Annotated in this window: 16 protein-coding genes; 7 read left to right on the forward strand and 9 right to left on the reverse strand. The window is 44.8% G+C overall.

Going from position 1 to position 21,513, the window contains the following annotated elements; all coding sequences use genetic code 11:
* Positions 1-87 precede the first annotated feature (87 nt).
* A complete protein-coding gene (locus ACYCS5_RS13685; RefSeq protein WP_459761216.1) occupies positions 88-1,620 on the forward strand; it encodes an MFS transporter in 1,533 nt (510 codons plus the stop codon).
* A gap of 49 nt (positions 1,621-1,669) precedes the next feature.
* Entirely contained in the window at positions 1,670-2,797 is a 1,128-nt protein-coding gene (locus ACYCS5_RS13690; RefSeq protein ID WP_459761217.1) for a glycoside hydrolase family 88/105 protein, read from the forward strand.
* Positions 2,798-2,877: 80 nt separating this feature from the next.
* Here the strand turns inward: ACYCS5_RS13690 and ACYCS5_RS13695 are convergent, their stop codons facing one another.
* From ACYCS5_RS13695 to ACYCS5_RS13710, 4 genes are all read right to left on the reverse strand, one after another.
* Entirely contained in the window at positions 2,878-3,825 is a 948-nt protein-coding gene (locus tag ACYCS5_RS13695; RefSeq protein WP_459761218.1) for a polysaccharide deacetylase family protein, read from the reverse strand.
* 196 nt (positions 3,826-4,021) lie between these two features.
* Positions 4,022-5,980 carry an acyltransferase family protein gene (locus tag ACYCS5_RS13700; RefSeq protein ID WP_459761314.1) on the reverse strand — a complete coding sequence of 653 codons (1,959 nt, stop codon included), beginning with the start codon at positions 5,978-5,980 and terminating at the stop codon, positions 4,022-4,024.
* A 276-nt stretch (positions 5,981-6,256) separates the two neighbouring features.
* Entirely contained in the window at positions 6,257-7,606 is a 1,350-nt protein-coding gene (locus ACYCS5_RS13705; protein ID WP_013312591.1) for a sodium-dependent transporter, read from the reverse strand.
* A gap of 162 nt (positions 7,607-7,768) precedes the next feature.
* Positions 7,769-10,321: a DUF2339 domain-containing protein gene (locus ACYCS5_RS13710; protein WP_459761219.1), complete on the reverse strand. Its 2,553-nt coding sequence runs from the start codon at positions 10,319-10,321 to the stop codon at positions 7,769-7,771.
* A gap of 798 nt (positions 10,322-11,119) precedes the next feature.
* On the opposite strand from ACYCS5_RS13710, the gene ACYCS5_RS13715 reads away from it, so the two are divergent.
* Positions 11,120-11,338, forward strand: coding sequence for a hypothetical protein (locus ACYCS5_RS13715; RefSeq protein WP_061829527.1), 219 nt, complete (start codon positions 11,120-11,122; stop codon positions 11,336-11,338).
* 222 nt (positions 11,339-11,560) lie between these two features.
* On the opposite strand, the gene ACYCS5_RS13720 is transcribed toward ACYCS5_RS13715, so the two are convergent.
* The 3 genes from ACYCS5_RS13720 to ACYCS5_RS13730 form a co-directional block, all read right to left on the reverse strand.
* The gene (locus tag ACYCS5_RS13720) at positions 11,561-12,292 is read right to left on the reverse strand and encodes a hypothetical protein (RefSeq protein ID WP_165145711.1); all 732 of its coding nucleotides are present in this window, start codon (positions 12,290-12,292) and stop codon (positions 11,561-11,563) included.
* A gap of 542 nt (positions 12,293-12,834) precedes the next feature.
* On the reverse strand, positions 12,835-13,014 hold the full coding sequence (locus ACYCS5_RS13725; RefSeq protein WP_165145708.1) for an aspartyl-phosphate phosphatase Spo0E family protein: 180 nt from the start codon (positions 13,012-13,014) through the stop codon (positions 12,835-12,837).
* Between the two features lie 230 nt (positions 13,015-13,244).
* The gene (locus ACYCS5_RS13730; RefSeq protein ID WP_165145705.1) at positions 13,245-14,630 is read right to left on the reverse strand and encodes a helix-turn-helix domain-containing protein; all 1,386 of its coding nucleotides are present in this window, start codon (positions 14,628-14,630) and stop codon (positions 13,245-13,247) included.
* Between the two features lie 178 nt (positions 14,631-14,808).
* On the opposite strand from ACYCS5_RS13730, the gene ACYCS5_RS13735 reads away from it, so the two are divergent.
* The 3 genes from ACYCS5_RS13735 (at position 14,809) to serS (ending at position 17,308) form a co-directional block, all read left to right on the forward strand.
* Positions 14,809-15,240, forward strand: coding sequence for an AbrB/MazE/SpoVT family DNA-binding domain-containing protein (locus ACYCS5_RS13735; RefSeq protein WP_185156343.1), 432 nt, complete (start codon positions 14,809-14,811; stop codon positions 15,238-15,240).
* A gap of 35 nt (positions 15,241-15,275) precedes the next feature.
* Positions 15,276-15,722: an AbrB/MazE/SpoVT family DNA-binding domain-containing protein gene (locus tag ACYCS5_RS13740; RefSeq protein ID WP_459761220.1), complete on the forward strand. Its 447-nt coding sequence runs from the start codon at positions 15,276-15,278 to the stop codon at positions 15,720-15,722.
* 296 nt (positions 15,723-16,018) lie between these two features.
* Positions 16,019-17,308, forward strand: coding sequence for a serine--tRNA ligase (gene serS / locus ACYCS5_RS13745; protein ID WP_340886806.1), 1,290 nt, complete (start codon positions 16,019-16,021; stop codon positions 17,306-17,308).
* A gap of 110 nt (positions 17,309-17,418) precedes the next feature.
* On the opposite strand, the gene hmpA is transcribed toward serS, so the two are convergent.
* On the reverse strand, positions 17,419-18,648 hold the full coding sequence (gene hmpA / locus ACYCS5_RS13750; RefSeq protein WP_069012254.1) for an NO-inducible flavohemoprotein: 1,230 nt from the start codon (positions 18,646-18,648) through the stop codon (positions 17,419-17,421).
* A gap of 344 nt (positions 18,649-18,992) precedes the next feature.
* On the opposite strand from hmpA, the gene ACYCS5_RS13755 reads away from it, so the two are divergent.
* Positions 18,993-20,534, forward strand: coding sequence for a family 43 glycosylhydrolase (locus ACYCS5_RS13755; protein ID WP_340933665.1), 1,542 nt, complete (start codon positions 18,993-18,995; stop codon positions 20,532-20,534).
* Positions 20,535-20,628: 94 nt separating this feature from the next.
* Here the strand turns inward: ACYCS5_RS13755 and ACYCS5_RS13760 are convergent, their stop codons facing one another.
* On the reverse strand, positions 20,629-21,339 hold the full coding sequence (locus ACYCS5_RS13760) for a GntR family transcriptional regulator (RefSeq protein WP_029518770.1): 711 nt from the start codon (positions 21,337-21,339) through the stop codon (positions 20,629-20,631).
* Between the last annotated feature and the right edge of the window lie 174 nt (positions 21,340-21,513).

Raw genomic sequence — 21,513 nt, forward strand, 5'->3', positions numbered from 1 at the left:
GGCCCATCTACCAACTTAGACAATTCTGCATAATATAGCGACCGGTGATTGTCCTCATAACCAGACAAAATATGAGGTGAACAGATCATGGAACGAAGAATCACACTGAAACATACACTCGCCTATGGAAGCGGTAACATGCTGGGAAGTGGCGCACTTGCGATTAGCGGTGCATGGTTAATGTACTTTTATACAACCTTTTGCGGACTGTCTCCCGTTCAGGCCGCGGCCATTTTCTCTGTTGCTAGCATCATAGATGCAGTCAGCAATCCGGTCATGGGCTTTATCAGCGATAACTTTCACCGGACCCGCTTGGGCCGTAAATTCGGCAGACGACGCTTTTTCATCATGATGGGTATCCCGCTGATGCTCGTGTATCCGATGCTTTGGGTAGATGGGTTGGGTTTCTGGTATTACCTGAGTACTTATGTGCTGTTTGAACTGGTATATACCTCTGTCATGGTGCCGTATGAAGCACTGGCGTCAGAGATGACCCGCGACTTCGGCGCACGCTCCAGATTAACTGGATGGAAGGCCATGTTTGGCAAAATTGCCAATTTTGCCGCCGCTTTTATCCCTGGTCGCTTTATTGCTGAGTATGGCAAAGACTCTCCATTGCCTTTCTTTTATACCGGTCTCGTTTTTGCAGCTATTTTGCTGATTGCGATGGCATTCTTGTACAAAAACTCCTGGGAACGTCCAAGTGAGGAACTGCAAAAGGAACTGGAAGGTGAAGCTCCGCTTTCCTTTATAGATTCGATGAAAAAGTTGTTTATCGACATTTCCTCTACCTTCCGGGTCAAGACGTTCCGTCATCATCTCGGGATGTACCTGGGCGGCTTTTCAGCTGAGTGGCTGTTTACTTCTGCTTTTACGTACTTTATTGTCTTCTCCTTGTTTCAAAGCTCGGAGATGGTATCCAATCTGAATAGCTTTAACTCTGTCATTCAATTGATTTCTACCTATTTCTTCATCCAATTCTGTGTGCGTAAAGGATTCCGTATGCCATTCATCGCTGCACTCGTTGTCGTTTGCTTTAGCGTAGCAGGCTATGGCCTGCTCTATATAACGGGAGCCTCTAATACGATGGTATGGCTATATGTCATCACACTGTTCATGGGACTTGGTACAGGGGGCGTCTACTATATCCCTTGGAATCAATATACGTTCCTTGCCGATGTGGATGAAGCGTTGACTGGCCGTCGACGGGAAGGAATTTATGCAGGTATGATGACTTTTGCCGGAAAAATGGTGCGGGCCGTTGTCGTCTTCATTCTCGGCTGGGTGTTACAGCACTTTGGCTTTGTATCCGGGGCTGATAGTCAGCCCGTCGCTGCTCAGCACGCCATCTTTTATGTACTCGTGGTCGGTACCATCGTTCTCGCGATCATCGGTATGATTGCTTCTGTCGTGATGAAGCTGGATATTGACAGCCACAAGAAGCTAATCGCCGAAATTGACCGCCTCAAAAACGGTGGTTCCATGAAATCAGCTAAACCGGAAGCCCGGAAGGTATTCGAGGAACTGACAGGTTTCCATTACGATCGGTGCTGGGGTAACAATAATGTGGGCTTCAAGAACAAACCCGTTGGCCCTAAGACACACACTCCATCTATGTAACAACAATAACAATTACAGATTAATCATTTACTAAAGAGGTGACTGTATCATGGCAAATCCAACATCACAACCAACCCCCAGTCCTACAAAAACAGATTCTTGGGCTGTACGTATGAGCGATTCCGTTCTACAACGGAGCCCGGAATTTTACGAAAAATGGGAATATGACCATGGCGTGATTTACAGAGGTCTGGAATGGGTTGGCGAACTGACAGGCGATCCCAAGTACATGGAATTTATAAAAAAACATATGGATCATTTTGTTGACGAAAATGGCGTAATTCAGCGCTATAAAGTAGATGAGTACAATATTGACCACGTGAATAACGGCAAGCTGCTCTTCTCGCTGTATCGTGCCACAGGAGATGAACGATACAAAAAGGCAGCCTACCAATTACGCAGTCAGCTGGAAAAACACCCACGCACAAGCGAGGGCGCATTCTGGCATAAGCAAATTTATCCGTATCAAATTTGGCTCGACGGCTTGTACATGGGTGCCCCGTTCTATGCTGAATTCATCCGCGAATTCGGAGATCCATCAGAGTTTGACGATGTGACCCTGCAATTCAAGCTCTGCTACGAACATACGCGTGATCCTGAAACAGGTCTGCTCTACCATGCTTGGGATGAGAAGGGTGAGCAGCATTGGTGCAACCCGGAAACAGGCTGCTCTAAAAATTTCTGGGGACGCTCGATGGGTTGGTTCGTTATGGCACTCGTTGACGTGCTGGACTATATTCCAGAGGATCATGCAGACCGTCCCGTCCTGATCGATATGCTGACGGAAACACTGGAAGCCCTGCTGAAAGTGCGTGATAAAGAAAGTGGAGTCTTTTATCAAGTGCTCAACCTGGGCCATGTGAAAGGCAACTATCTGGAGGCTTCAGCTTCCTGCATGATTCTCTATGCTATTGCCAAGGGCGTTCGCAAAGGCTATCTGCCAGAGCAATATCGTCAAGAGGCAGAAATCATCCGTAAGGGTATTATCGATGAATTTATCACGATCACTGAAGAAGGACTCGTGAATCTGAACAAAACGGTGCAAGTAAGCGGTTTGGGTGGTAAAGATCGTCGGGACGGTACCTTCGCTTACTATATCAGTGAGCCGATTATAACCAACGACCCCAAAGGTATCGGAGCTTTCATTCAGGCGATGGGTGAAGCAGAACGCATCTAAAATACGCGAACGATATACCTTAATAGCAAAAAGGACGGTGGCCAGCAGCCCCGTCCTTTCCTCATTTATGCCTATCTTACTTACTTCATAACTTTAAATTCATATCCCTGTTTCTTCAGATATTCTATGATTTGCGGCAATGCTTTGGCTGTTTCTTCTTTACCATAGGTGTCATGCATGAGTATAATTGCTTTTTCTCGACCTTTGACTGACCTTATAAACTGGTTGATTAGTGCCGGTGCTTTCTTGGATCTTCCCTCTGCATCCTTCGTTAATACATTCCAGTCCACCTGATGGTAATCCTTTTGACGCAAAACCTTATCCAGAGCAGCCATTCCCTGTGGATCTCTTCTGTTCCATGTCATGTGCCCCCCAGGGAAGCGGATCATTCTGGTGGAGAATTCTGGCCCCAGAATACTTTTTAGAACCTGATTGTTCTTCTCGATCTCCTGCATAACATGATCCGTATTTACTCGTCTGTTCGGATATAAATATTTATAATTATGTGAGTACGTATGGTTTCCTATCGCGTGACCCTCTTTAACAATCCTTTTGATAAGGTTCCTGGTATGCTCATTTTCATTGGCTTCTTTACCTACAATAAAAAAAGTTGCCTTGACCTTCTGCTTTTTCAGAATATCCAATACCTGAGGTGTGACCGTCACGGATGGTCCGTCATCAAAGGATAAGTAGGCCACTTTTTTACCATCAGCTCCATCGGGCATTTGTCCTAGCATTTGCTGATTTAAATATTTTTCAACAAAGGCACCGTCTTCTACATCGGGATCGTTTTTTGGAGAGGCCGCTTTACCCTTTGCCCCTGCGCTGGATTTAACGTTTGATGATCCGGAATCCATTTTTTTAGCAAGCTCCTGGGTCGGCGCGTGTGGCTTACTATCCGAAACCTTTATCGCAATGAAAGTAATGCAACCTGCCACAAATAATATAATAGCAATCAGTATCAGCCTTCTTCTGTTCCTCTTCAAGCGGTGCTCACTTGTTCTACTATGTGAATAGCCCTTTTCCATTAGCTTATGTACCTCCACACTAAAATAAGAAAAACCACCGGATCAGGGTGGATGTACACACCTTAGAATGGACATTGGAAAAACCCTTAGGTTTAAGCCGGTGAAAATTTAGGGATGCACTTCAACCAGAGGACAACCTACTCCCGGTGGCTTTCTTGTCTTGCATTTGCATAATTACGAGTATCATTGCAGTTTATTACGATTGTTTCGTTAGGACCTGAGCTAACAAGGACGCATAAGCTTTAGCACCTTTAGGTTTTAAATGTACTCCGTCATGCTCGAAATATGAATTTTTACCAGAGCTTGCTGCATACCAGTCAATCATTGTAATTCGTGGGTCTTGGGATGCAGCTTCGGCAAGATGCTTGTTCACAATACTCTCCCATGGCCGAGGCACACGGGTATTCACGAGTATAATACGCTTCGTATCCTTCAGACTGGCGAGCAAATTCGCCAACTGATCCTTAGTGAAAGCGCCGTTCGTGCCCAGCTCAATGATAACTGTCTTACCTAGCTGTCCGTTCTGTCTTAGCTGCTCCAGTACGGCAGGCGCTTCGGCCATCTGACGACCGATCCGCCCATCTACAACAGCTCCCGGGAAGGATTCCTGAAGGTACGACTGTACATCCAACATGACAGAGTCTCCAATGGCGGTCACACTCGACCCATCACCTGTCATAGGCGTATCTTCTTTGGGTTTGTCCGAAGGTTCCGACGGTTTCGTAACATCATCCGTAGTACCAGCCTGGACCGCCGTGTTTTTAGGCGTCTGGGCTTGAGACGGGGCTGGGGTCTGCGCCTTGCTGCCCTCGGATCCTTGCAGCTTGGTGGCTTGGGGCTCCTTGGAAGCCACGGATACCGTTCCGTGAAGTGGCGGCATCGCCTTTGCCTTTGCGACTGGCTTCTCATCACTTGATGCCGCCTGAATCGTTGCATCAGGAGAAGCCACGTACAGGTGGACGGTACCCATGAGAATACCTGCAAAAAGCACAGCCGCTGTAGTTGTAGGCATCCATCTCCACCGCGCCTGTCTACGAACCGCTGAACGGATTTCTGTAATCCAGTGGCGGAATCCCCCATGGCGAATCGGCTCCTCGATATATTTAAACGAGAGAGACGCCAGCAATACGGTAGCTAGCAATTGTAAAATGATACGCGTCACATGTACGCCATCGGTATCTACTTGAGGCGTCGTTAGCGTAATAACCGGAAAATGCCACAGATAGAGACCGTAGGAACGGGCTCCAATCCAGCGTAGCGGCTTGATTCCAAGGAGACGACCAAGGTGGCTTACCGGATGAGCCAACGCTGCGACCACAATAGCAGTGACCAAGGCTATGCCCAGCAGGCCGCCCCGGTACAGAGATGGGTCGTATTCATTCGAGGCCCACGCCCAGTGACAAAGCAGCAGCAAGCTTATTGCACCGATGCTGTCCAGAAGCATACGCGCCTTAGCAGAAGCTTGCTCTTTCAGCTTGCCGCTTGGCCACACCAAGGCCAACGCTGCACCAATTAGTAAAGCAAATCCACGCGTATCCGTGCCGTAATACACCCGGCTCGGGTCGCTTCCCGGTACGTAAATCACAGCCATCAAGAGCGCAGATATTAACGCCAGACAAGTCACCCAGCCTGCAAGCACAATACGCTTGGGCATGAATTTTAGCCCGAGCGCCAGCAGTAAAGGCCACAGGATATAAAACTGCTCCTCCACCGCCAGTGACCACAGATGCCCAAGCGGAGAAGGGGGGCCGAAACTTTCAAAATACGAAACCTGATGGAAAATAAACCACCAATTGCTCATATACACCAATGCTGCAGGAACATCTCCGCGCAAGGCCGTTAGCCGTGACGGATCGAAGAGCAACGAGCACAGGACGATGACAGCCACAACCGTCAACATGGCAGGCAGCAACCTTCTGGCACGACGCAGCCAGAAATCTTTCATTTTAAAACTATGATATGTATCCCACTGACTAACCAAAATATCTGTAATCAGATACCCCGACAACGTAAAAAACACGCCTACACCCAACAAACCACCCGGCAACCAATCCGGATTCAGATGATACACAATGACTGCGATGACCGCCAGCGCTCTTAAACCATCCAAACCTGGCATATAACGACGTTGTGACGACAACCGATTAGACTTCATTTCAGCCGCCGTCCTTCTTGCAAATTCAAGCTCCCTGTCTGTTTCAATGCTCTTCTGCCCTTTCCCTCTCCTGCACATCGTCTGTGCGATGCCTTGTAGCCTTTTCATTCATTATATAAAACTTCATAATCGTAATGATTTCATTGAAGTTAAAATTAATGACAATGTTTTTATTATATCATTCCTTTCCACAGTTAGGTAACCACTGATAGATATACAAAAAAAGGCATCTCTTCCCTTAGGAAGAAAATGCCTCTTTATTCGGATTCTATTCTCTTAAAATTTGATGATACCTGAGGTATGAAGGAAGACCAACAACATCAGGATCGGTGCAACATACCGAAGACCGAATAACCATACATTGAACCAGAAGGGTTTGATGTTTGCATGCTCAGCCGCAGTCTTCCAGTAGTAACCTGTGAATATAACAATCAACAAACCGCCTAACGGTAAGAAGATGTTGGATGCGGTAAAGTCTACGAAATCAAAGAATGATTTATCCCCTACTTTTAGTTCCGGCACCAGCCCCATGGACAATGCAGAAGGGACGCCCAGCATCAAGCACAGGACCGATACGACGATAACCGAGCGAACCCGGCTCCAACGCATACGCTCCATGACATAGGCTACTGGAACTTCCAGCAAGGATACCATAGAACCTAACGCAGCAACCGCCAGCAGTACGAAGAACAAACCGCCGAAGAATGCACCAAAAGGCATTGCCGAGAAAGCAGCCGGTAAAGCAATGAAAACCAACGATGGTCCTTGAGCTGGATTAATTCCGAAGGAGAAGGTTGTAGGGAAAATAATCATACCTGCGATAAACGCATAGATTAAATCTCCACCACCAACGGCCAGCATGGCTCCACCCAGGGATTGACGGCGATCCACATATGCACCGTACGTGATCATAATCCCCATCCCAAGTGAGAGTGAGAAGAAGGCATGTCCCAAAGCAACCAATGCAGACTCTATACTTAGCTTAGAGAAGTCAGGATTCAGAAAGAAGGATACGCCCGCACCAGAGCCTGGCAGCATAAGAGCGTTAATCATCAACACGAGCAGCAGAATGACCTTGGCAGGAATCAAAATTTTATTGAACTTTTCAATCCCGTTCGATACCCCAAGAGTAACCACGACTGCTGTAAATGCAAAAACAACTAACAGCCAAACCAACGGCGCATAGCCGGAGGAAAAAGAAGCGAACTGTCCAGCAAAATCATTATTTGAAAACAGATTTCCGCTAAATGCCTCTACGGCATAATGCAGTGTCCAGCCTCCTACAATGGCATAGAACGACAAGATAACAAACGGTACGATAACAAACATGATGCTCATCTTGCCCCAAATCGGATGACCGCCTACTTTTACCATTGCAGAAGCAGCACTTCCTCGACCTGCACGACCAAGCGCAAGCTCTGCTAAAAGTACAGGCAAACCAACAAGCAACAGGCAGACAATAAACAATAAGAAAAATGCAGCTCCGCCATATTGTCCTGTAATATACGGAAATTTCCAAATGTTACCTAGTCCTGCCGCACTTCCGATCGCCGCCAATATAAATCCAGCTGACGAGAAGCGTTCATTTTTATCAGACAGGCTATTCTGCCCCTTGCTCAAATTCATTATATCCCCCTCATTCTCTCTACTTACGCATAAACATGAGCATGCGCACATAAATAATTTTTACTCATTATAGCGTAAGTAGGATGTAAGGTCATGCATAATTTTTCACTATTACCGGATTTATTTTCATAATGTTCGGTATCTACACAATACAACAGAAAACTACATTTTTTCTTCAACTTCCTTCTTTATAATGGTCTCTCCCATGCGATTGGATACTTTTTGGTAAATATACGAAATCGCCAACAGTACAACACCAAAAGAGAAGTAGGCTACAATCGTGCTTCCTGTCGTTAATAGATGCAGATCATACAACAGTAGCTTACCTGTCGACAGCAAGGTCAAGCCCAATCCAAATCTGCGAATGTAGACCACTCGCTTGAGGAAGCCGTATACAATATACAAAATGGCCAGTAGCAAATATACCAGACTGAACACAAGACCAGCATCCCCCAGGCGGAACTGAACTCCGAGGAAGGCGGTTATGATGCCCAGCAAATATACACCCATAATGACCGGATACAACTCATTACTTCTATAATGTCGGGTCATCAGTGCGTTCAGGAAATCCCTGCTGCTGAAGAATACCAGCACATTAAAGGCTGCGAGTACCACCAGCGCCACATAATCAGCAGCCGTATTTTGCGCATAATTTTCATGCAAAGTTGGAATCGCTACGGTGGCCACCAGTGCCAGCGCATAGCCTATGACGTACAACGCCAAGCTGTAGTATTTAATCACCCGATCGTACAGCAGCTTCACTTTAGGCAGGAAATAAGCCAACACCAGCGATACGCAGGTGTACAACAATACTTTGTACAAGGTGTAATGGGCAAACTCGTCGGATACAACGATGTTATACCAATGCCCGGCTTCATACAAAAGGTAGAAATACACGTTCACCAAAGCTACATATTTAAATCCTTGCATGATATGCATTTCGTACAACCGATTGTTTTTGAAAGCATTCGGACGGCTAAATTCAATCGCATAGAAGACGGTAACGACCAACATTCCCAGTGTAATGAGCGTATATTTGAGTCCAAAATAATCCGTCTCAAATCCTGACAACAGATATATAGGGAAATCGACGAAAAAGAATGCGCCCAGACACAGTAATAAAATGCCCCAGCCAGCTCGTTCCAATTCCTTCAACCGGTAACGGTGGCCATATAATGTAAGAAGAACCGCTTCGATCAACCACCCCATGGATAACCATCTAACTCCAAACTGGAACGGAATCATAAGGATGGCAAAGGTCAACGAAGTCGCATAAAATAATATTTTGGTTTGTTTCTCCTCTGGAATATATCGACGGACCCATTGTCCCAGACCCCCGTACACCAAGCAAAAGACGAGAGCCAACAAGCCTTTATAATCATCCAGGCCTGCATCGCCGAACAGAGAATACAGAACGGAACAGCTCACGACTGTATTCAGAGCCAATAGGGAGAAATCCAGCCATGACAGTTTTGTTTTTAAACAGAACGGCACCCACAGTGTCATCCCGAGGTACATCGCAAATGTAATGACTGCATACAGCATGCTCGCTACGGCGCTTTCCGATAACCACGCCAGCACAATCATCAAGGGCGTATTAAGCAAAAAGCTGATATATTGCACGACGACCCACCGTTTGCGGAAGGATACAAGCAGAATCAGCAAGTTTAACAGGAACAAATAGCCCATGGCGATATACACGGCGTTTCCTTCCAGCCCGTTCGCTGCCATATAGGAAAAGAGCGGAAGATATCCCCCTACTAAACCAAAAGAGCATATCGTTCGGGATTCATACCTTAATGACAGTAGCACAGCGGTCACTGTAACAAGTACGGACAAGCCTATGCCTGTATACATTCCTATGATTTCTAACAAAAAGTAGCTGTAAAAAATCGATCCGTACAGTACAGAAATACCGCCGCCCAAAATACCGAGCGCAAAGGTCTGCTTCTGCTTGCGGTACAGCCATTCGCCGCCGCCCAGCATCAGCGCTCCTAGCAGAAAGAAGGCAACGCCCTTCATATTTCCTGTAAACCAGTTCGAGTATGAGTATTTAAAAGCGGCTCCCACACCCAATATAATGAGCAAAATCCCCAGCTTGTTGATCCAGTTCAAGCCTAACTTCATTTCAAACTGATTTTGCTTCATGCGCTTCTGCATCGTTTCTTCGCTGATCTCTTCTTCTCCGAACTGCTGGAACTCGCTTGCCGTCTGATGAAGCAATTTGCGCTCGGCCTCCTGAAACCGCCTGCGTTGCTCCATGATTCGGTCTCGAATCTCCTCTGAGAACAGTCGTAATCGGGCGACGATCTCGTCCTGATCTTCTTTAAGCTCATGCGTAGTTTGCTGAATAAGCTGGTCCACTCGGTTTTTAGCCCCATATTCAAAGGATGTCAGCCGATTTTCCCCTTCTGTGGTTCTGGAAGCAAAATAGGTCTCCAGCTTTTCACGCGAAATGCGAATCATATTCGCCTTTTCGCTCAGCATTTGCTCCGTCAGCGCAGTGCGCAATTTTCCATTTTCCTGCTCAATATGTCGTACTCGCTCTTCCAAGTGAATGCAGCGAGCCTGATAATCCTCGAACTTTTTTCGCAGAACCTCATTCTCCAAAATGATATCTGAGGCTTCATAGTCTGCGATTAATGTTTGATACTCCTTGAGCAGCTTGTTCTGTTCTTGGCGGATCGTATGTAAACGATCTTTAAAATCCTCCATGTTCTCCTCCATCGCTGTCCATTTTGGTAATCATTACATTTTACATGAAATTAAAAAGGCATTATAGAGACTATAGCCTATTTTGAGCGTTAAATTGGGGCTTTTACTTAAATTTTCTTCCAGTTTCATCATCACAGAAAAAGCAGGACGGATATACATAAGAAATAAAGCCTACCTTTTCCCTTCGCAAACATGAAACCCAAATTGAAAGGAGATATACATGTATTCAATAAGCGGCACTATAGCTTTGATAGCAAGCATGTCCATGTTTTGGATTTTATACGATTTGAGAGTCAGCCACTCTGTAGGCTATAATGATGCCTTTTACTTATTTCCACTTATTTAATTACGCTGTGTATTTATTTTTATTGGAAAGATCACGATGAAAAAAGGAAGAACCCCGTAGGATTCTTCCTTACACAAAATTAATACTTTTTCATGAAAGTCGTCACAGACTTTAGAGCTTTCTGCATGTCACTTAAAATTAGCTTTCTTATTTTTTGTAATGAGTTTAAATTTTAACGATTGTTATTCTTCCTTAACATAAGTACGTCATATGCAATAATTACTTTGGTTTTATCTGTAGCCTCTGGAACATTGTAAACCACTTCATTTTGACTGAAGTTTCTTTACAAATAATTCATCCTTCGTTTTGATTCTGTCAGGATGACTGAGAGGGGTAAAAGAAGTGATGAATATTGATAATCTCCAAAAGTTGATGTGCGCAACCTTTTGGATTATAATAATCATGTTTATATTTTTTGGATTTATTACATAAAATTATAAAGGGTGATGACAATGAATAGGGCTGCGACAGGAACAATATTTTGTTTTATATCTGCTATGTTGTATTCTTCTTATTATCTTTGTGCAGCAATTACAGGAGCTGGGCAGTTAAATCCTTTTTATGCTCCGTTTGGTTCTTTAAAAGTTTTTGCCGTAATGGCTTTGATTATTGGAGTAGCTTACTTAATTATAAGTGAATATGGATATTTGAAAAAAAAGAAGAAGGCCTAGGCCTTCTTCTCAGGCTGTCGAGAAACCCCCTGTTTTTTAATCAGGTTTAAAATGGCCACTTTGATCAAATAAAAATGGGTCCTCAGATCGTTTTAAATCGATTTTTGTTTTAAAAGTTGAGTTTCCCCAAATAAAAAATAAAGTGCCGGAAAGTCCGTTGGACTTTCTCGACACTCTGAGAAGAAGGCCTAGGCCTTCTTCTTTTACATTATAACTTAATTACTAGAGCCTTCTTTCTACTACTGTGACTACACCTTGTACTTTACCACCCGCAAGTTTAACAGGGGTTTTAATGGTAACATTTTTGAGACGCTCTAATACCGTGCCCACATAATTATAACCAACCAGGTCCCCTCTAACTACTTTATAAATAGGGGTGAATTGTAGTTTCGCTTGATATCCAGGCTGAACAGTTAGAGAACTATTATAAAGATGGGTTTCAGTAGTCGACCAGCCACCTCCTAGAACTTGAGTTACTGCGTCATTCCATTTAACGGAAATGGTCATATTCGCACTCCACGAAAAACTTTTTGACCAACCTACCATTTGCGTTAATGTGGTGGTTTTACTTGAATTTTTAATATAGTCAGTTATATCGGTTTTCTGATCTACTTGTAATTGTTGAGGATAATATGCGGATTGAATTAATTTACGCTTAAAAACAAAGTCAAGACCAGTATCAGCCATTGGACTAATCCTATTTCCGCTATCATAAACTTGAGCTGTGACTGTCTGTGGCTGTTCTTGAGAAAGGAGCTTTTGATACTCATTTAACGAGATTTCTTCCAAACCATTCTCTGTAGTTATGTAGGCTTTAACTACTTCGGGCTGTGAAGTAGCTGACTCACTAACAGCAATATTAGAATTAGTTACCTCAGCATTTGCAACAGATACAACCGGAACAGAAATAAGAGCTAATGATAGAGCAAACAACGCAATACTTTTCTTTTTCAAAGTAATCCCTCCAATAATATTATTTTATAGAAACTTTTTTTGCATAGAAACTTACAAAAAAAGTGACTAACAACGCTAATAAATATGTGAGTATGTAATGTTATGTAATCGAGCAAAAAGTAGAGTGAAGAAATTTGCATGAGAAACCATATATACAAAAATATTGAATTATTATTATAAATTTTAATTAAAGTAAATATTTACAATAATGATTGTATCACAAAACTTCTATTTTCCTACCATAAAATTCAATAATCCCCTATAAATGAGTCCCCTCTCCTAGATAGCTAACCTTCCAAAGCTTTTAACAAGATGGAATTTCCATTTCCTTTAGGTCAAAGGATAGATTTTACTGGTCATTGGTTGGTTTTTGAAATTAATATATGCATCAATTCTTACCTATACCTCAAAATTTATTACATTTTATGACATGTTAATGTATTTTTCTCTTAAAAAAGCCATTATATAGAATGATTATATTAGTTAGATGAGAGGAGGAATAGTTTTGCATACAATGTCTCTGAAAGTATGATGTGGTCAGGTTACACCAGTTGGGTCTGCTTCCTGGTCTGGAACATACGGTTGTACTGATTAATCAGTTCATCCAAAAACATAGACTGCTCCAGCACACAGGCATGTCCGAAACCATATAGTTCATAAAGCTCATGCAATCGTTGACGGGCATCTTCCAACTGTTGGTTTAACGTTTCATCTGGATTCATAGCGCATTCCCTCCTAATGAATCTCATTTTAGGTTGGAATGTGGAAATATGGATCGCTATTTTAGCAATCAAAAAGTCAGCATAATATAACAAAAAAAGACCAGCGTCTAGGCTGGTCAATAGTAATGAATTAGTGCTCGGATCAAGCTGTGCCAACGTGGTCTTGCGGTTTGAATGTGCCAAGGGTAGGATCTTTAGCTTGAACTGGTAGTACGAGTACCAGTACAAAGCTAGCTGCTACCAAGAGCAAAGCCATCTTTCTGATCATTTTCTTTCCACACCTCCTGGTAAGTAGTATGAAACTGAGCCAATATTTCAGGAGCGGCGTATGCCCTGAAGCAGTCAAATAAACCTGCACAATTGGCAATAAGTAGTACATGATTAATTGTACCAGCTTTTTCTAAAGCGTCTAATAAACATTTGAAACCATATAAATATCTTCCTTTATTTAGACTGTACTTAGCCATCTTGTACCAAAACCGTGCACGCTGTTGCAATAAAAATGGATCAACAGAAGATGGTTCCTGATACGCCCAAATTTTAGATTCAAAACGCTGGAGGATATGATCCACATCAATATGATAGCGATTGGCTGCTTCAATGACGTTTAAGAGCTCGTTAAAAATATGTTTCTCACCAGCTATATATTCTACGTAATCCGGCAGGACACTCACATCTCCCGACATCAGCTTGTTCACATAAGTATTAATTTTCGCCCATCGCTGAAATTGACCCAACCAATGGAGCGTATCCGGGTCATTTTCCTTGACCCAGCTTAGATCAGCATAGCCCCGAAGATGTGCTAATGCCTGCTCATGATTTCCCTTCGCATCACAGGCATGAGCACACATCAATTCGGCGTAAGCTATGTATACAAACAGCGGCCTGCTTAGCTTCTTTTGTGGTTCTTTTTCCTTGCGCTCAGAGTTATGAACCATGTCATAGTGTATTCCACCTAGCTGTCCCATCTGTTTTGCATACTTATATACCTTGTCCCACTGGCTCAATGCTCTGTATACATTCGCCAAATCTTTCAGCGCATCCAGTTGATCGACTTCATGCAAACGATGGACGAATGATTCAAATTTGGCCGCTGCGTCGAAATTGAGATTCTGGTCTTTTCCTATCGCAATAGTGAACAAGCGATAGTGGCAGAGTGCAAGTCGTTCCGAATGCTGCTGTTTTTCGCCCTCGGCGACGTTTTCATAAAGATAAGCCGCCGCTTCCCGATAACCTTGTTCAAAGCAATTCTCGGCTAACTCAAAAAGGTGAGGAAGATAACCCGGATTATCCAGCAGCACACTTACTACTTTTTTCAAACAGTCTACACGCTGAAACTGCACACACCGATACAAGAATGGACTAATTCTTCGCCAGTTTAGCGGCGCATCTATAGTGCATTCTTCCACATATCTTTCATAGAAATGGTCTGTTGGTAAATTCATTCCTAACGTAATGCGATCCAATTGGTGCACCGAAATGGAGCGATTGCCTGTTACAATGCCGCTTACTGTACCCGGATTCATGCCAGCAATGTGTCCAAACTCGGTCATACTCAAGCCTTCTTGTTTTAGGTATCTTTCTAATTCTGCTCTAATCGTAGGTGTGATTTCCATGAATAAACCACCCTTTCAGCGTGAACTATAATACGATACAAATTTTTTAAAAAAATATATTTTGGAAACTTATAATATAATAAAAGTTTTGACTATCCTGATAATACCACCTTTTGCAATAACAATAAATACTTCTATTTTATTGCTTTTCATCTTGGTAATAGGAGGTCTTTTGGAAATGCCTCATGTAAAAATGACAAAAAACTTAGACCCTACAGGGCGCTTAGTCATTCCCAAGGAAATCCTGTATACGTGCGGTATTTTTCACGGTCATTCTATTGAATTTTTTGCAGATGAAAAGACGGGCACGCTATTACTACAAAGACACTACGGTCAGTCTTGTCATTTTTGTCTCTCTACCGAAAAATTAAGTGATTTTAAAGGCTTTCTGATATGTAAAAATTGCCACTATATGCTCAAGATCGTATTTATGCGTGTACAAGTCTTTCAACCCAAAGAGATCATGTCCCAACTTCTTTTAGATTTGTATGAAAGCCATCCACATGCTACACAACAGCAATATGCTGGCATATTGGGTATCTCAGAAGCTCGCATAAGCCAGCTTATACAACAAGTGTTCGATCAGACAAGTGCCCAACTGGAGGAATGAGCTTTGCCAAGTCAGATGAAGAAGGAGGAAATCATATGAAAAATACAGGTATGACTCGCTCTTTAGATTCGTTAGGACGAATCGTTATTCCTAAAGAAATGCGGATGTCTATGGGGATCGATGTTGGCGATCCTATAGAATTTTATATGGATATCGAAACGGGTTTTTTGAGTATGCGAAAGTATACCGGAGTCGCTTGTAACCTATGTAATGCTGACGAAGGTCTGACCTATTTTAGGGATTCACTTTTATGTAAAACCTGTATACAAGAGTTAAAAGAAAATATAGGCGTTAGCCGCACTCCTGCTCCAATGGTTAAGAAACCTGCGCAGAAAGGAAAGAGAGTACACCAATCATCAAAAAAATTAATCCAACGCCTAAGGGAACTTCTGCATGAACATCCCCATGCCAAGCAGGGTGAATATGCACAATGGCTTGGCGTGTCACAAGGCCGTATATCCCAGCTTAAAAAGTTGTTGTAGCTTGATTACCCTGCCGAAAATCCGTATACTAACAAAAAAGCAAACGATATTATGCCTATGAAGAGCATCCAACTCGGAGGCGTTTACGCCAAGGACCATACGTTAGCGTAGGATATGGCGATATGTACCTAAGTAAACCGGACCCGCCCGTTACAGCGGAGCAAAGTGGATTGGAGAGTCATGACATCTGTCATGCTGTCCGGTCAATTTGGGTGGCACCGCGAGATCAAAGCGCTCCTCGTCCCTTATGGATGAGGGCGCTTTTTGTATTTTTATCCGAAAAGGAGTGCGGTGTCATGTTGGATATCAAATGGATCAAAGAGCATCAAGAACAGGTTCAGACGGCAGCAGACGGCAAAGGAATACAGGTATCGGTTGCGAAGCTGTTGACCCTGGATGAGCGGAGAAAACAGCTGCTTCAGGAAGTGGAACAGCTTCGGCAGAAGCGAAATCAGTGTAGTCAGGATATTGGTGCGCTAATCCATGCTGGTAAGAGTGAGCAGGCCGAAGGAGCAAAGCATCAGGTCAAAGAAATTAACGGACAGCTAGATCTTCTGGAAGCCCCGCAACAGGAAGTAGAGGAACAGTTTCAACAGCTTTTGCTTCTGATGCCTAATATCGTATCGCCAGATACACCACGGGGGAGATCAGATGAGGATAATGTAGAGCTGGAGAGGGTTGGAACGGTTCCGAACTTCGGATTTGAGCCAAAGGATCATATGGCGCTTGGTGAGCTTCACAAGCTTATCGACGTCCCTCGGGGTGTCAAAACAGCCGGTACCCGTAACTACTATCTGACGGGAGCAGGGGTTGCATTGCATCGGGCTGTGCAGCAGCTTGCGGTGGATCTGCTGACTGAACGCGGATTCCAGTTGCTGGACGTTCCACTGATGGTACGTGCAGAGGCGATGCGCAGCACTGGTTTCTTCCCGCTCGGACTGGATCAGACGTACCGCATCACAGGAGAGGATCAGTGGCTTGTAGGCACTTCGGAAGTGCCGCTGGTCTCGTATTACAGCGGTGAGATCGTGGATGTTACGGACCCGATTCGGCTGGCAGCCGTGTCCGTATGCTTCCGCAATGAGGTCGGCTCGGCCGGAAGAGATGTGCACGGACTGTATCGTGTGCACCAGTTTGCCAAGGTCGAGCAGGTCATCATCTGTGAAGCCAGCCTGGACGCTTCAGAGCAGATGTTTCAGGAGATTACGCGCAATGCGGAGGACCTGCTTCAACTGCTGGAACTGCCCTACCGTAAGATGGCTGTCTGTACAGGCGACATGGCGCAAAAAACCTACAAGCAGGTGGACATTGAGACATGGATGCCTAGCCGTCAAGCTTACGGCGAGACACATTCGTCGTCGCAACTGCTTGATTTTCAGGCGCGTCGTTCCAACATCCGCTACCGTAATGCGGACGGCAAGCTGCGATATTGTTACACGCTCAACAACACAGCGGTTGCTTCGCCCCGGATTTTGATTCCGTTGCTGGAGCATCACCAGCAAGAGGACGGTTCGATCCGTATTCCGGAGGCTTTACGTCCATATATGCCGCGAGGTATGGAATTTTTGCGTACTCCCTTGTTATGAAAACAGGAGTGCACTTTGAAAAGTAGTACCCCATGAGCAGGATTTCCCATTGTATCATCGCAAAAAAGACGAAGGACAAATATCCTTCGTCTTTTTGATGTTTCATTGTGTCATTGTGCTTCTGCTTCCCAAGCGCTGGCAGGGCCAAAGAATTCATAGTGGATATCCGAAGCAGGGATATTCCACTCCTTCAACAGGCCGTATACCGATTGCATGAATCCCTCAGGGCCGCAAAAGTAATATTGTGCGTTACGTTCCGGTATCACGGATTGCAACCAGGCCAGATCCAAACGACCTTCCTTGTGAAAAGCCTGTGCCAGCCGATCTTGCTCCGTTGGTCTGCTGTAACACCAACGAACTGCAGCCTGTGCATGTGTGGCGACCAGCTTTTCCACCTCATTGCGCAGAGCATGGTTATCTCCGTTGACTGCTGCGTGGACAAAGGTGACAGGCCGATGCGGAGCAGATTTCACCAAGGAAGCCAGCATACTGACCATTGGGGTTAGCCCGACCCCGCCGCTGATCAGCACGACAGGTCTGCGATCTGCCCGATCCAGCGTAAAATCACCCGCCGGTGCAGATACCTGAAGCACATCGCCCTCTTGTACCTGCTCATGCAGATATACGGATACTTTACCTGCCGGACGTGACTCTACGGCATCCTCGCGCTTTACAGATATCCGGTAGTGGGATTGGCCCGGTGCATCCGAAAGGCTGTATTGACGAATATGGGTATTATGTTCGCCCGGAATTTCCATTTTTAAGCTGATATATTGCCCAGGCTCGAATTCAGGCAGCACCTGTCCATCCTGCGGCACCAAATAAAAGGACGTAATTTGGTCGCTTTCCTTAACCTTTTTCTGCACAACAAAGCTCTTAAAGTCTGACCAGCCTCCCTGCTGCTGTCCAGCCTCCTTGTACATTTCAGCTTCCATGTCTATAAATACATTAGCGATCACACCATAGGCCTCAGCCCATGCGGCAATGATCTCGTCTGTAGCCGCATCTCCCAGTACGTCTTTGATCGCAGCGAGCAGATATTTTCCGACAATTGGATAATGCTCGGGCTTAATTCCCAAACTGCGATGCTTATGTGCAATCTGACGTACCACCGGAATAATTTCCTCCAGACGGTCAATGTGCTGTGCAGCTGCGTATACAGCATTGGCCAGCGCCCCTTGTTGACGTCCTTGCTTCTGATTCGCGTGATTGAATATATTGAGAAGCTCGGGATGGGCCTCAAACATCATCTGGTAAAAACGCTTGGTGATTGTAGTTCCATGTACCTCCAAAACAGGTACAGTCGATTTGATCGTTGCAATGGTTTGCTCACTTAGCATCTTTGTATCCCTCTTCTCTCCAAAATAAGATCAACAAAGGGTGTATCAACATATGCCCCATTTGTTAATCCTCAATTTAAAGCAAGTATACCCAACTAAAGTAACCGTTTATGTGATTCTAGTCACTTTAAATTTGAATTATTAGAACATGTCAATGACAAAACGCACATTTAAAAACAATTCCGATATAACGAACGTACTTTCCCCTAACAACAGTTTCACCATTCTAAAGACTTCAATTTATTCCACTTGTAAACGCTTCCAATTGGGATAAAATCGAAGATGAGGTGCCGGACAAGCCGTTACGGCCCATCCTATTCGTGTTAAAGGAGGCAGATGATATCGTGAAGTGGATCCACAGCAGCAAATGGTTAGCCGCATGGATTTGTATCCTGTTCGCAGTGTCCAGTGCGGGTCTTCAACCCGACGTAGCCCATGCCCATACAACAGGAGTTACGCAAGCAACCTACGGGACCGAAGTGAACCAGGCGCTGAATGGTTTGGACGTCGCCAATGCCGAACTATCCCTGAGCGCAACAGCAAGCACGGCCATTACGAACGGAACGGATTGGAAAGACACCGCAGGTAACCCCATTCAGGCGAACAGCGGTAATATCCTAAAAGTAGGTTCCACTTATTATTGGTACGGCGAGCACGCCGAAAACTGGAAATTTGAAAAAGTGAACGTGTATACCTCAACCGATCTGAAAAATTGGTCCTTCCGCAGCACTATTCTCACCAAAGGTTCCGCCCCTGAGCTAAATTCGAGCAAAATCGAACGTCCCAAAGTCATCTACAACAAAACCACCGGAAAATATGTATTATGGGCGCACTATGAAAATGGCACGGACTACTCCCTAGGTCGTGTAGCCGTCGCTACCAGCGATACACCCGACGGAAATTTTGCCTACCAAGGCAGCTTTCGCCCGCTGAATTACGAATCTCGTGATATGACGGTGTTCACGGATACTGACGGTAGCGGCTACCTTATTACAGCTTCCCGTAAAAATGGCGGCGCCAACGATACGATGGCGATCTTCAAGCTGACAGCTGATTATACGGGCGTGCAGTCGTTTGTTGGCTGGATTTTTGAAAATGGCTATCGCGAAGCTCCTGCTGTTGTGAAAAAGAACAACACCTACTACCTGTTCACCTCGCAGGCATCCGGCTGGTATCCGAATCAGGGCGCTTACGCAACCGCCAGTTCCATGACGGGAAGCTGGTCTGCTCTATCGCCCTTCGGTGATCCGGCGGCTTATGGATCGCAAATCCACTCCATCGCCACGATTACGGGTAGCGCGGGAACCAGCTACATCTATATGGGCGACCGCTGGAACCCGCTCAATCTGAGCGACCACAAATTCATCTGGTTGCCACTAACTCTGAATGACGCCAACAAAACAGCAACCCTGAACTGGTACAGTAGCTGGGATCTGGATGCTGCGACAGGCGCAGTAATTCTACCGTCCCTTGTGAATCATGCACAGGGCAAAACAGCGACTGCTAGCTCAGCCGCATCCGGTTCTCCAGCTTCACTGGCGAACGATGGCAACGCCCAAACCTCGTGGAAGGCTACTTCCGCATCCTGGCCTGCATGGTGGCAGGTCGATTTGGGCAGTTCCAAGACCATCCGCGAAGTGGGTATTTCATGGTTTATGTACAAAGGATCTGAAGCGTATTACAAATACAAAATTGAATACAGCATGGATGGAGTCAACTACTCCACGATTGATCGCACAGGTAATACCACATATGGTTTTACCAGTGACAAAGTCAATTTTCAAGCTCGCTACGTGCGAATCAACCTTGTAAATGCAGTGCTATTCAATAATCCGAACAACTGGTATACCCCGACAGTGCATGAAGTCAGATTGCTTGGCCATTAACTTGCTTCATTAAAAAGAACATGACAGGAGAATCCCATATCAAATAGGCTTCTTCTGCCATGCTTGCTTTACCACCTGTTTCGTACTCATTCGCTCAACGTATCCGATTTACTGTGGTAAACACAAATTTATCATACCGATGCCGTGAGAATGAGTATTCAAACGGTATACCCGTATCCAGATAACCTACCTGCTCAATTTCTAAAACCGGATCATCCACACCACAGTCCAAATACTCCCAATCTAGCTCAGTCGACTTGGACGCGCGGATGGTACGATGTGAACTGACAATATTAAGGCCCAGCTCCTCCTTAATATGTTTGTACACTGAGCCGTGCAACACCTGCTCGGTAATACCGCTGATCAGCTTGGTAGGCATGTATGTGCGCTCTATCACATAGGGCTCGCCCTCTACAATACGCAGACGGACGACATGATACACAGGAGAATTGGCATCAATAAATAGATGCGCCGCTACCTCTTCAGATGGAAATTGAACGTCAAACGCTATGATTTTACTTTTGATTTCTTTCCCGCGCAGTACGTTTGTCAGCCCCAGCATTTCATTCACAACGACATTAACCGGGACATTGTAGACCGATTTGACGATAAAGGTTCCGTGTCCTCTTTTACGATTCAACAGCCCTTCCGACACCAACGTATCCAATGCCCGCTTAATCGTCATCCGACTTACCCGGAACTCACTGGCCAGTGAAATTTCATCGGGAATCGGATCATCACTGCTATAGGTCTTATCTATAATACGCTTCTTGACCTCTTGTGCAATCCGTTCGTATTTATTCATCTGTCTACCACCTGTACTAAAATTTGTTTTATGTCAGCATTTTACCAAAAACATCGGTAGCGCTGGTTCTTTTGGTTCTGCAGGCGGGGACATCGAGGTATTACGGTATAAGTAAGTATACCGAACAATATACTTTCTCACCAGCAGTATACAGAGTAACTTGGCACGGTGATA

Source organism: Paenibacillus sp. SEL3 (assembly GCF_054602585.1).

Excerpts from the sequence above, each read along its gene's own strand:
- ACYCS5_RS13760 (WP_029518770.1), bottom strand. The coding sequence starts at position 21,339 with ATGAATAAATACGAACGGATTGCACAAGAGGTCAAGAAGCGTATTATA.
- ACYCS5_RS13740 (WP_459761220.1), top strand. The coding sequence starts at position 15,276 with ATGAAAAATACAGGTATGACTCGCTCTTTAGATTCGTTAGGACGAATC.
- ACYCS5_RS13685 (WP_459761216.1), top strand. The coding sequence starts at position 88 with ATGGAACGAAGAATCACACTGAAACATACACTCGCCTATGGAAGCGGT.
- ACYCS5_RS13715 (WP_061829527.1), top strand. The coding sequence starts at position 11,120 with ATGAATAGGGCTGCGACAGGAACAATATTTTGTTTTATATCTGCTATG.
- ACYCS5_RS13730 (WP_165145705.1), bottom strand. The coding sequence starts at position 14,630 with ATGGAAATCACACCTACGATTAGAGCAGAATTAGAAAGATACCTAAAA.
- ACYCS5_RS13725 (WP_165145708.1), bottom strand. The coding sequence starts at position 13,014 with ATGAATCCAGATGAAACGTTAAACCAACAGTTGGAAGATGCCCGTCAA.
- ACYCS5_RS13690 (WP_459761217.1), top strand. The coding sequence starts at position 1,670 with ATGGCAAATCCAACATCACAACCAACCCCCAGTCCTACAAAAACAGAT.
- ACYCS5_RS13700 (WP_459761314.1), bottom strand. The coding sequence starts at position 5,980 with ATGAAGTCTAATCGGTTGTCGTCACAACGTCGTTATATGCCAGGTTTG.
- serS (WP_340886806.1), top strand. The coding sequence starts at position 16,019 with ATGTTGGATATCAAATGGATCAAAGAGCATCAAGAACAGGTTCAGACG.
- ACYCS5_RS13695 (WP_459761218.1), bottom strand. The coding sequence starts at position 3,825 with ATGGAAAAGGGCTATTCACATAGTAGAACAAGTGAGCACCGCTTGAAG.
- ACYCS5_RS13735 (WP_185156343.1), top strand. The coding sequence starts at position 14,809 with ATGCCTCATGTAAAAATGACAAAAAACTTAGACCCTACAGGGCGCTTA.
- ACYCS5_RS13710 (WP_459761219.1), bottom strand. The coding sequence starts at position 10,321 with ATGGAGGATTTTAAAGATCGTTTACATACGATCCGCCAAGAACAGAAC.
- ACYCS5_RS13705 (WP_013312591.1), bottom strand. The coding sequence starts at position 7,606 with ATGAATTTGAGCAAGGGGCAGAATAGCCTGTCTGATAAAAATGAACGC.
- hmpA (WP_069012254.1), bottom strand. The coding sequence starts at position 18,648 with ATGCTAAGTGAGCAAACCATTGCAACGATCAAATCGACTGTACCTGTT.